The organism is Oceanicola sp. 502str15 (assembly GCF_024105635.1).
Lineage (GTDB): Bacteria > Pseudomonadota > Alphaproteobacteria > Rhodobacterales > Rhodobacteraceae > Vannielia.
On record NZ_WYDQ01000001.1, the window covers coordinates 2,365,083 to 2,376,408 of the forward strand.

Genomic DNA, 11,326 nt, shown 5'->3' on the forward strand with positions numbered 1-11,326 from the left:
ATCTATTTGTCAGGCACTTGTTAGGACCACTATCGCTTAACTGCGCACTTCTATCTGAACTGGATCAATTGGAAGGCATGGGCAAGCAACTTCAAGGCTCAGTGTCGAATGTCCATGGACGGAACACTTCGACATATGGCCTAGAATCGCTCGCCTTTTGCTCTCATCGAGGTCGCTGCAACCGCAGAAGCCTGCAAGCGACGTTTTTTGGATTTTGGATGAAAGGATGGGACGAACTTCTGGTGAGCAACCATCCAGGCAGACGTTTCCGGGGCCACTAGCCGCAACGGACATCAAACTTCCCTCGGCAAAACCAAGAACGACAAGACGGAACAATGGCGCTCGCCACCCGTTTCATCACGGAGTGTAACAATCCGACATCCCAGCGAGGTGAACCCATGTCCCCTCAGGCCCACTGCCCGAAGAACCCTGTTTCAAGGCACAAGTTGGGGAGGGTGTGGACCGTGTCCATGGGACTTGTGATCGGCCTGCTGGGGGCCGTCATCTGTGCGGGCGGAATCTGGCTGCTCAGTCTGGGCGGGTCCGGGTATTACGCCGTGGCTGGTATCGGAATGGTCCTCTCTGGCATGCTGCTGTTCTGCGGCAACATCGGGGGGTTCTGGCTTTACCTTTTGGTCTGGATTGGCACCTGCATCTGGGCGGTGTGGGAGGTCGGGGTGGACCTCTGGCCGCTGGTGCCACGTGTGGTTGCCCCAACGGTGTTACTGGTTCTACTCGCACTCTGCCTGCCCTACCTCCGGGCAGTGCGGATGGCGGAACGGCGGGGCAGCGCGGCGCTTGCGGCAGCGGTGATCGGCCTCGCTCTTGCGGTGCCCGGCGCGCCTTCAGTGGCCCAAGAGAGCCAGGCAACCGATGCCGAGGCCGCGCAGGGGGCTGACATACCGGCAGAAGCGGCGCCTGAGGAAGCGGCACCCGAGGGCGCCTCGCCAGAGGCAGATCCGTCGGCCGAGGCGGCACCCGACGCGGAGACCGACCAAGCCGGAGCTCCTGCCGAGCGCGGTCCGCAGGCCCAGCTTGCTGTCGGGACGGATTGGCCGGCCTACGGCGGCACCTACCGCGCCACCCGCTACTCACCGCTATCGCAAATCACCAAGGACAACGTGGCCGAGTTGGAGGAAGCCTGGAGCATCCGCACCGGCGATATGCCGAACGAGGATGCACCCTACTCCCCCGAGAACACCCCGCTGAAGGTGGGCGACAGCCTGTATCTCTGCACCGCCAAGAACATCTTGCTCGCGCTCGACGCCAAGACCGGCAAGGAGGAATGGCGCTACGATCCCGGCGTTTCCGACGATGCCATCCCCTACGGTGCGACCTGCCGCAGCGTGGTGTACTACGAGGCGCCCGAGGCGGCGGAGGACGCGTTGTGCGCCACCCGCGTCATCGAGGCGACGCTGGATGCCCGGATGATCGCGGTCGACGCCGAAACCGGCCAGCTCTGCCCTGAGTTCGGTCGCGAGGGAATCGTCGACCTGAACCAAGGCATCGGCGACACCGTGCCCGGCTGGTATGCTGTCAGCTCCCCGCCGACCGTGGTGCAGGGCGTGTTGGTGGCGGGTGCGCAGGTGAAGGACGGACAGGCCGAGGATGCGCCCTCGGGCGTCATACGCGGCTACGACGCAGTGACGGGCGAATTTCTCTGGGCCTGGGACGTGGGCCGCCCCGGCGAAACCGGCGAACCTCCCGAGGGCGAAGTGTATACCCGTGGCACGCCGAACATGTGGACCATTGCGGCCGGGGACGAGGATTTGGGGCTGGTTTACCTGCCGATGGGCAACTCCTCGGTCGACTACTACGGCGGCAACCGCTCGGAGGAAGAGAACCAGTACAGCACCGCGCTTGTCGCGCTCGACGTAACGAACGGTGAGGTAGCCTGGAGCTTCCAGACCGTTCACTACGACGTGTGGGACTACGACCTCGGCTCGCAGCCCAGCCTGGTGGAGTTTCCCGGCGAGGACGGCAGTACGGCGGCGATCATCCTGCCCTCCAAACAGGGCCAGATCTACGTGCTCGACCGCGCCACCGGCGAGCCGCTGCACCCGGTCGAGGAGCGCGAGGTGCCCATCGGCGGCGTGGAGCCGGAGAACCTCTCGCCCACCCAGCCCTACTCGGGCTATGCCGCGCTGAACCAGCAACCGCTGACCGAAAAGGACATGTGGGGCATGAGCCCGCTGGACCAGCTCTGGTGCCGCATCCAGTTTCGCCGCGCCAACTACAGGGGCGAGTACGAGCCGCCTTCGGCGGACCGTCCCTGGATCCAGTATCCGGGCTACAACGGCGGCTCCGACTGGGGCTCCATCGCCGTGGACACCGAGCGCGGCATCATCATTGCCAACTACAACGACATGCCCAACTTCAACCAGTTGATCCCCCGCGAACGGGCCGATGAGCTGGGGCTGCGCCCGATCAACGAGGGCGGCAACCCGCCTGCCGCAGAGGGCGCGGGCGACCCGCAGTCAGGCTCGCCCTATGCGATCGATGTGAACGCGGGCTGGCGCCTGCCGACCGGCCTGCTCTGCAAGGAACCGCCCTATGGCGGCATCCGGGCCATCGACCTGGCCACCGGCGAGACCCTCTGGGACCAGCCCATCGGCACCGCGCGCAACAACGGCCCCTTCGGCATTCCGTCGATGCTGCCGCTTCGGATCGGCACGCCCAACAACGGCGGACCGTTGATCACTGCGGGTGGGCTGGTGTTCATCGCCGCCACAACCGATGACCTCTTCCGCGCCATCGACATCGAAACCGGCGAGGTGCTGTGGGAGACGACTCTGCCCGCGGGTGGCCAGACCACTCCGATGACCTACGAGGTGGACGGCGAGCAGTACGTGGTTATTGCCCCGGGCGGGCACCACTTCATGGAGACCAAGGTGGGCGACCACGTCATCGCCTACAAGCTGCCCGGCAACGGGGGCTGAGATGTTCGACTGGCTGACCGGCATGGTCGAACAGGGCGGGTATCTCGGCATCGCGCTGCTGATGCTGGTGGAGAACATCTTTCCGCCGATCCCCTCCGAGCTGATCATGCCATTGGGCGGCTACCTGGTGCAGCAAGGCAAGCTCGATCCGGTGCTGGTGGTGATCTCGGGCTCCATCGGCTCACTGGCGGGCACCTCTCTGTGGTATCTCGCCGCCCGGAGCCTGGACCAGGCCCGCTTTCACGATCTGGTCGAGCGCTACGGCCACTGGTTCACCGTGGACCGGGAGGGCATGGAAAAGGCGGAGCGCCGGTTCGAGCGCCACGCGGGTCTCGCGGTCTATGCGGGGCGGATGCTACCTGCAGTGCGCACGCTCATCTCGGTGCCCGCGGGCTTTGCGCGGATGTCGCCCTGGCGGTTTCTCGCCCTGTCGGGGGCGGGCACGCTGATCTGGGTCAGCGGGCTGACCGCGCTGGGGTACGCCCTCGGCAGCCAGTACGATAAGGTCTCCGGCTGGCTCGACCCGGTCACCACCCTGCTCTTCGCGGGGGTGGCGCTGCTCTACGTGGTGCGGCTCCTGCGCGGGAAGGGACAGCGCCGCCCGGCGGAATGATGCCGCGCCAGGGAACTGCGCGCCTGCTCATACGTTCGTGAAGGAACGAGAGGGTCGGAGACGGAACCGAACCATCCGCCCCCCGCACGCAGACTGCCGACGCGACAACGCCCCCTGACGGAGCCTTCCATGATGGACGCGACATCCCCGGCCAACACTTCGGGCAAGCCGGAAGACACCAAGCTCAAACGGGTTATGGGGCCGGGGTTGCTTTTGCTCTTCATCGTCGGCGACGTGCTTGGCACCGGCATATACGCCCTGACAGGAGAGGTGGCCGCCGAGGTGGGTGGCATCGTCTGGCTGCCCTTTCTGGTGGCCTTCCTGCTCGCCACCGTCACCGCCTGCTCCTACCTGGAGCTGGTCACCAAGTACCCCAAGGCGGCGGGGGCGGCACTCTACACCCATAAGGCCTTCGGCGTTCACTTTCTGACCTTTCTGGTGGCCTTCGCAGTCATGTCCTCCGGCATCACCTCGGCCTCCACCGCCTCGCGCGCCTTCGCGGAGAACTTCGGCGAGAGCACCGGGCTGGGGAGCGGGGCCTTCGGGGTCACAGCCGTCAGCCTCGCCTTCATCGCCCTGCTTGCGGCGGTCAACCTGCGCGGGGTGGGCGAAAGCGTGAAGATGAACGTGGTCTTCACCTGCATCGAGCTGACCGGCCTTGTCATCATCATACTGATCGGTGCCTGGACGCTGGCGGGCGGCGAGGGCGACTTCTCCCGCGCGGTCGATTTCAGCGCTGCCGGCGAGGAGGGCGGCATCTTCTGGCCGGTGATCGCCGCCACCACGCTCGCCTTCTTCGCTATGGTGGGGTTCGAGGACTCGGTGAACATGGCCGAGGAATCCAAGGAGCCGAGCCGGATCTTCCCCAAGGTGCTGCTGGCGGGGCTGGTCATCACCGGGGTGATCTACCTGCTGGTGTCGGTCACGGCCATCGCGCTGGTCGAAGTGGAGGACCTCAGCGAGGGGGCCACGCCGCTGCTGAAGGTCGTCGAGGCGGGGGCGCCGTGGTTTCCGCTCTCGGTCTTCGGGGTCATCACCATGTGCGCCGTGGCGAACTCGGCGCTGATCAACATGCTCATGGCTTCCCGCCTGCTCTATGGCATGGCGGAGGAGAATGTTCTACCCTCCGTGCTGGGCCGCGTGCTGCCCAACCGGCGCACGCCCTGGATCGCCATTCTCTTCACCACCGCCCTGGCCTCCGGGCTCATCGTCTTCGTCGGCGCCGTCCCCGAGCTCGGCGGCACCACCGCGCTGCTGCTGCTCGCGGTCTTCGCCGTGGTCAACGTGGCGGTGCTGGTGCTGCGCTCCGACGAGGTCGACCACGATCATTTCACCGCGCCCCTCGGCCTGCCCTGGCTCGGCGCCGCGAGTTGCGCCTTCTTCGTGGGGCCGTGGACGGGGCGCGACCCGGTGCAATACCTGATCGCGGGCATCCTGCTGGGCATCGGCGTGGTGCTCTGGGCGGGCACGGTCGCCTGGATGAAGTCGAAGGGCCAGGAGCCCGGCGGGGACGATGCCGACATGAACGAGCTGGCACAATGACGGAGCCGTGTCCTTGATCTTTGCCGGAAGGGCATCCGCAGGCAGGGCGCTGACGGTCGTCGGCGTCGCTCTGCTGTCGGGCTGCGAAGGGCGGCAATCGGTGCTGGATCCGTCGGGCACCGATGCCCTGGCGCTCTACGATCTTGCTGTGGTGCTCTTTATCGGTGCCGTGGTGCTCTGGCTGCTCGTCGCCGCCCTCTTCATCTATGTCACGAGGATCAATCCGCGCGCCATGTCGCGGCGGATGGGCGAGACCCTGATCGTGGGAGGCGGCGTGCTCTTTCCGGTGTTGCTGCTGGGTGGGCTGCTGATCTATTCACTGCCGCTGATGAGCCCGCAGCGAGAGGGCGAGGCCGGGCTGGAGGTGCGGATCACTGCCGAGCAGTGGTGGTGGCGGGTGGACTACCTGCTGGAGGACGGAAGCACCGTGACCTCGGCCAACGAGCTGCGCTTGCCGGTCGGCCGCCGCACCGGGTTGCGGCTGAACGCGCACAACGTGATCCACTCCTTCTGGGTGCCCGCGCTCGGCGGCAAGACAGACATGATCCCGGGGCGCGAAACCTTCACGTCGCTCCGGCCCGAGAAGCCCGGCACGTTCCGCGGCCAATGCGCCGAGTTCTGCGGTGCCTCCCATGCCCTGATGGCCTTCGAAGTGGTGGCGATGGACCCCGCAGCCTTCGCGGCGTGGCTGCGGGCCGAAGCTGCCGACGCCTCGGCGCCATCCGGCCTCGAAGCCCGGCGCGGCGCGGAGGTCTTCGCCCGCGAAGGCTGCGGCGCGTGCCATATGATCCGAGGCACCGATGCAATCGGGCAGGTCGGGCCTGACCTCACGCATGTGGGCAGCCGGGTATCTCTTGGCGCGGGCATACTCGGCGCGACGGCGGAGGATTTCACCCGCTGGCTCGGCCATACCGAGAGCCTGAAACCCGAGGTGCGCATGCCGACCTACGACTTTCTGCCGCCCGAGGACATCGCCGCCCTGGCCGCCTACCTGGAGGGACTGGAATGAGCGCACCCGAACGGATGCCCGCCCCCGAGGGCCCCTTTCCGCCGACCGAGGAAATGCTGTCGGAGCCCGTTCCGCAGGAAGAGCAGGAGCGCGGCAAGGCGGAGCTGCGCGCTGCCTGGAAGACGCCGGAAGGTTGGCGCTACTGGTCGGCGGTGAACAACACCGAGGTCGGCGTCTGGTACGCGCTTACAGCCTTTGCCTTCATGCTGATCGCCGGGCTGCTGGCGCTGGCAATCCGCGTGCAGCTCGCCTTTCCGGACAGCCAGTTTCTCGACGCCGACCGCTTCAACCAGTTCTTTACCATGCATGGCTCGGCGATGATGTTTCTCTTTGCCGTGCCGATGTTCGAGGCGATTTCTATCCTGCTGCTGCCAGCCTTCCTGGGAGCGCGCGACATGCCTTTTCCGCGTCTCTCGGCCTATGGGTACTGGTGCTTCCTGATCGGCGGTATCTTCGTGCTGGGTTCGCTGCTCTTCGATGCCGGGCCCAAGGCGGGATGGTTCATGTATCCGCCGCTTGCGACCAAAGAAGAGGGTATCGGGCCCGACGTGTGGCTGCTCGGCCTCAGCTTCATCGAAGTCGCCTCCATCGCCGCGGCCGTCGAACTGATCGTCGGCGCGCTCAAGTGCCGCCCGCCAGGGATGCGGGTGAACATCATGCCACTGTATGCCTGGTACGTGCTGGTTGTGGGCGGGATGATCCTCTTTGCCTTCCCGCCTCTGATCGCGGGTGATTTTCTGTTCGAACTCGAGCGCAGTTTCGACTGGCCATTCTTCGACCCAACCCGCGGCGGTGACCCGGTGCTCTGGCAGCACCTGTTCTGGATTTTCGGGCACCCGGAGGTCTACATCGTCTTCCTTCCCTCCATCGCCATCGCGGCAATGATCGTGCCCACCGTCGCGCGTCGACCAATCGTGGGCTACTCTTGGATCGTGCTTTCGGCCGTGGGCACAGGCTTCCTATCGTTCGGACTGTGGGTGCACCACATGTTCACCACCGGTCTGCCGCAGATGTCGCTTGCGTTTTTCTCGGCGGCTTCCGAAGCCGTGGTGATCCCAACCGGTATACAGCTCTTTGCCTTCGTCGCGACGTTGATGGTAGGCCGGGTCAAGATGAGCCTCCCAATGCTGTGGATCGCCGGCGCTTTGGCGATCTTCGTCGCGGGCGGGTTGACAGGCGTCATGCTGGCGCTGGTGCCCTTCAACTGGCAGGTGCATGACACCTATTTCATCGTCGCCCACCTCCACTACACGCTCTTCGGCGGCATGGTGTTTCCGGTGATCGCGGGCGTCTATTACTTCTTCCCATTCTTCCGCAAGAAGCTGCTCTCCGAAAGGCTCGGGCGCTGGTGCTTCTGGCTGGTGTTCACGGGCTTCAACGTGACCTTCCTGCCGATGCACATGACCGGGCTGATGGGAATGCCGCGCCGGATCTTCACCTACCCCGAAAGCTCCGGCTGGGGCTGGCTCAACCTGATCTCCTCAGTCGGTGCCTTCATCGTCGCGGCCGGCTTCGCGGTATTCCTCTACGATCTGCTGCGCCCCAAGCACCGCCAGCCGCAGATCCCGCGCAACCCGTGGGGCGCAGGAACGCTGGAGTTTTCCCACGACGTGCCCGAGGAAGCCTGGGGCGTGCGGTCCATCCCGCATGTCACCACGCGCTACCCGCTCTGGGAGCAAGACCGGATCGTGGAGCGCATGGACGCCGGGCACTACTACCTGCCCAATGCGCCGGACCGGAAGCGCGAGACCATCGTCACCTCGGTGATCGACGGCAAGCCGCTCTACGTGCAGGAAGTCACCGGCCCGACCTGGATCACGATCCTTGCTGCAGTCTTCACGGGCGGAGCCTTCATCTTTCCGACGTTCCATATCTATACCCCTGCCATCGTCTGCGGTGCCTTCGCCATCGTCTGCGTGCTGTGGTGGCTCTGGACTTCCACCGCCCGCCCGCCGAAGAACGACATGCGCGAGGCGGGGCTGGGGCTACGCCTGCCGACCTATGCCTCGGGCCCGAACGCGGTGGGCTGGTGGGCGATCTGGATCACCATGCTCGGCGATGCCACCGCCTTTGCCTCGCTGGTCTTCGGCTATTTCTTCTACTGGACGGCGCGGCCCGACTTTCCGCCGCCCGATGCGGCCCACCCCGAGGGTCTGTGGGCGGCGCTCACCGCAGCGCTCCTGGTGCTTGCCTGGGCGGCCATCGTCACGGCAAGAGAGACCAACGGGCGCGGCCACCAGGGCGTGGCACGCGGTTCGATCGCCCTGGCAATCTGCGCCGCCGCCGGAGGGGCCGGTTCTGCCTGGCTCGCGGTGGCCGACCTCTCGCCCACCTCGCATGTCTACCCGGCCATGCTCTGGGCTCTCATGGTCTGGCTGGTGGCGCATGTCGCCGCCGGCGTTGTCATGCAAGGCTACTGCCTTGCCGGGTCGCTCTTCGGCAAGCTCACGCACAAGTACGACGCCGACCTGCGCAACGTCACCCTCTTCTGGCACTTCATCGCGCTGAAGGCGCTGGTGGTGGGTGCGATCCTGGGGCTGGCGCCGATGGTGCTGTCATGAGCAACGTCGACCAGCAGCAGGAGAAACGCGAGTTCGGCGCGGAGTTTCACAGCCTCTGGCGGATCACCTTTTGCCCGGCGATCTGGGCGCTTCATTTCACTCTCAGCTACTGTACCGCGGCCATTGTCTGTGCCAAGGGTGGGTCGGTCGAGATGCTACGGGCGGGCATCGCCATCGGCACGGTGGCGTCACTCGTCGCCATAGCCTGGCTCGGCTGGCGCTCTTGGCGGCAGTGGGACCTCGTGAACGACCGCGAGTGGGAGAACGACGCCGGCACCAGCGAGGACCGGCATCAGTTTCTAGGCCACGCGGCCTTTCTGCTGTCGATCATCTCCTTCATCGGCGTGGCCTACGTGGCCCTGCCCGCCCTGCTGATCGAGACTTGCCGGTGAGCCGGGCCGCGGGATATGTGGGCCTCGCCATGCTGGCCGCGCTTTGGCTGCTGCCACTGCCGGGGTTACTGGGTGCGGATTTTCCGCACCACATGTTGCGCCACATGGGGCTGGTCGCGATAGTTACTCCCCTCCTAGTCATCGGCTTTCCGGGACTTGCAGCGCCCTTCGCTTTCTCACCGCTGCTCGGCGCGGTGTTGGAGTTCATTGTGGTCTGGTCCTGGCACATGCCGGGGCTGCACGGAATGGCCGATGCGGGCGGGCTGGCACTGGTTGCCGAACAGGGCAGCTTTCTGATCGCCGGGCTGCTGGTCTGGGCCGGGGCGCTGCGGGGCGGGGCGCCGCTTGCCGGGGCGGGTGGGCTACTGCTGACCTCGATGCACATGACCCTGTTGGGCGCGCTTCTGATCCTCGCACCGCGCGACCTCTACGCCGCGATCTGCGGCCGCGAGCCCGACCTCGACGCGCAGCAACTCGGCGGCGTGCTCATGCTCGGGATCGGCACGCCGATCTACCTCGTCGCGGGCCTCTGGCTAACCGCGCGGGCACTCGACATGGGAAAGGCGGAAGCATGAGACCGGTTTTGACAACCCTCGCCGCGCTGACGTTGCTCGGCCTCGTCGGCGGGGCAGCCGTGGTTGGCTTCGGACTTTACAACACCTCCGCGCGGCAGGGGCACTGGCCGGGGGTGGGAGCGGTGCTGCACACCACCTTCAAGCAGTCCGTTCGCCTTCGCGCCCCGGCGGAAAAGGAGGTACCCGAGGATGTCGCCGCCGCCGACCGTATCGCCCTCGGCGCCCTGCACTATCAAACGGCCTGCGCTTTCTGTCATGCTGTGCCAGGCACTCCGCGCAGTGCCACTGCCCTGTCGATGAACCCACAACCCCCGCACATCTCGGAGGCGGTAGAGGCTTGGGAGCCTCGTCACATGTTCTGGATCGTACGCGAAGGCGTGAAGATGACAGGCATGCCCGGGTGGCCCGCTGGCGCCCATGACGATGAAATCTGGTCCGTGGTCGCCTACCTCAACGCAGTCAAGACCATGACACCGGAGGACCAGGCGGCGCTGACCGGAGATCGCCTCGGCCGCACCGGATGCACAGCCTGTCATGGCGAGGGCGGGCGAAGCACCAACAGCTTCGTGCCACGGCTCGACATCCTGACCAGCGAGGAGATCGTGGCTGCCCTGTCTCATTACAGTACAGGCAGACGCCCCAGCGGGATGATGCAGGAGGTCGTCTCGCGTCTGGATGACGAGGACATTGCCGATCTGGGGCGCGAATTCGGCGCGGCGGAGCGCCCCTCTGTGACCCTCTTGCCCGGCTCGGACGAGCCCGGCATGGAGCTTTCCACGCGCGGGACCGCCTCGGTGCCGGCTTGCACCGCGTGTCACGGCCCCGGTCGCCAGTCCGGCGCCGCCCCTGCCCCGGCCATTGCGGGCCAGTCACGGGACTATATCGCGACCCAGCTGCGGCTTTGGCGGAACGGAAAACGCTATGGCGGGCCACGGGCGGAACTGATGAGCAAATCCGCGCGCGCGCTCACCGATGGCGATATCGAGGCCCTCGCCGATTGGTTCTCGTCACTGGATCAGGCGTCCACGAACTAGCCCAGATACTCCCGGTAATCCCCTGCCGCCCTCCCGCGCCCGGGTTGGCCCGGCGGCACGTCTTTGGCCCCCAAGGGAACACTGTATCGTGATGCACGTTGAACCCGCATGGAACCCGCACAAACATGGCTATCCGAACCGGACCGGCTGCTGCACATCGCTGCATCCTGCCTGGTCTTCTATGTCTATGTCGTGGCGCTGACCCGCATCAGTGGGAAGCGGACCACGGGCAACATGAACAACTTCGACTGGATCATCACCGTGGCCATCGGCTCGGTCATGGCCTCGGGCATTCTGCTGAGAAACGTCTCGATGCTGGATGCACTCGTTGCCGTTTCCGCGCTGGCGGCGCTTCAGTGGCTCACGACCTGGGCCGCGCTGCGCTCGCGCCGGTTTGCGCGTCTGGTCAAGCCGGAGCCCCGGGTGCTGCTGGAGAACGGCCGGTTCCTTCCCCGAGAGATGGCCATGGAGCGCGTGACCGAGGACGAGTTGAGCGCCGCCATGCGCAGGGCCGGCCTTCGGGACCGGCAGTTCGCGGCGTGGATCGTGATGGAAACGAACGGACAGCTCTCGGTCATCCCCACTACGAATGAAGGCGACCCTCCGCGGGGACTGCTCTCGGACGTCGCGGCAAGACGCCAATAAACGCAACAACAGATGC

Annotated in this window: 9 protein-coding genes; all 9 read left to right on the forward strand. The window is 65.9% G+C overall.

The annotated features are described in order from the left end of the window. The first annotated feature begins 470 nt into the window (after positions 1 to 470). On the forward strand, positions 471 to 2,939 hold the full coding sequence (locus tag GTH22_RS11465) for a membrane-bound PQQ-dependent dehydrogenase, glucose/quinate/shikimate family (RefSeq protein ID WP_252945362.1): 2,469 nt from the start codon (positions 471 to 473) through the stop codon (positions 2,937 to 2,939). 1 nt (position 2,940) lies between these two features. Then, on the forward strand, positions 2,941 to 3,552 hold the full coding sequence (locus GTH22_RS11470; RefSeq protein WP_252945363.1) for a DedA family protein: 612 nt from the start codon (positions 2,941 to 2,943) through the stop codon (positions 3,550 to 3,552). 129 nt (positions 3,553 to 3,681) lie between these two features. Beyond that, complete coding sequence (locus tag GTH22_RS11475; RefSeq protein WP_252945364.1) at positions 3,682 to 5,094, forward strand: APC family permease; 1,413 nt, start codon at positions 3,682 to 3,684, stop codon at positions 5,092 to 5,094. Between the two features lie 13 nt (positions 5,095 to 5,107). Continuing rightward, on the forward strand, positions 5,108 to 6,103 hold the full coding sequence (locus tag GTH22_RS11480) for a cytochrome c oxidase subunit II (protein ID WP_252945365.1): 996 nt from the start codon (positions 5,108 to 5,110) through the stop codon (positions 6,101 to 6,103). Next, entirely contained in the window at positions 6,100 to 8,664 is a 2,565-nt protein-coding gene (gene ctaD / locus GTH22_RS11485; protein WP_252945366.1) for a cytochrome c oxidase subunit I, read from the forward strand. The genes GTH22_RS11480 and ctaD overlap by 4 nt, the downstream gene beginning before the upstream one ends. Then, entirely contained in the window at positions 8,661 to 9,056 is a 396-nt protein-coding gene (locus GTH22_RS11490; RefSeq protein ID WP_252945367.1) for a hypothetical protein, read from the forward strand. The genes ctaD and GTH22_RS11490 overlap by 4 nt, the downstream gene beginning before the upstream one ends. Further along, positions 9,053 to 9,631 (forward strand): cytochrome c oxidase assembly protein, encoded by a 579-nt coding sequence (locus GTH22_RS11495; protein WP_252945368.1) that lies wholly within the window; start codon positions 9,053 to 9,055, stop codon positions 9,629 to 9,631. The genes GTH22_RS11490 and GTH22_RS11495 overlap by 4 nt, the downstream gene beginning before the upstream one ends. Positions 9,632 to 9,639: 8 nt before the next feature. Next, positions 9,640 to 10,665 (forward strand): c-type cytochrome, encoded by a 1,026-nt coding sequence (locus GTH22_RS11500; protein ID WP_252945369.1) that lies wholly within the window; start codon positions 9,640 to 9,642, stop codon positions 10,663 to 10,665. 108 nt (positions 10,666 to 10,773) lie between these two features. Next, positions 10,774 to 11,310 (forward strand): DUF421 domain-containing protein, encoded by a 537-nt coding sequence (locus GTH22_RS11505; RefSeq protein WP_252945370.1) that lies wholly within the window; start codon positions 10,774 to 10,776, stop codon positions 11,308 to 11,310. Positions 11,311 to 11,326 lie beyond the last annotated feature (16 nt).

What these genes read in the sequence shown, in the direction of transcription:
- GTH22_RS11465 (WP_252945362.1), top strand. Translation starts at nt 471, where the DNA reads ATGGGACTTGTGATCGGCCTGCTGGGGGCCGTCATCTGTGCGGGCGGA.
- GTH22_RS11470 (WP_252945363.1), top strand. Translation starts at nt 2,941, where the DNA reads ATGTTCGACTGGCTGACCGGCATGGTCGAACAGGGCGGGTATCTCGGC.
- GTH22_RS11475 (WP_252945364.1), top strand. Translation starts at nt 3,682, where the DNA reads ATGATGGACGCGACATCCCCGGCCAACACTTCGGGCAAGCCGGAAGAC.
- ctaD (WP_252945366.1), top strand. Translation starts at nt 6,100, where the DNA reads ATGAGCGCACCCGAACGGATGCCCGCCCCCGAGGGCCCCTTTCCGCCG.
- GTH22_RS11490 (WP_252945367.1), top strand. Translation starts at nt 8,661, where the DNA reads ATGAGCAACGTCGACCAGCAGCAGGAGAAACGCGAGTTCGGCGCGGAG.
- GTH22_RS11505 (WP_252945370.1), top strand. Translation starts at nt 10,774, where the DNA reads ATGGAACCCGCACAAACATGGCTATCCGAACCGGACCGGCTGCTGCAC.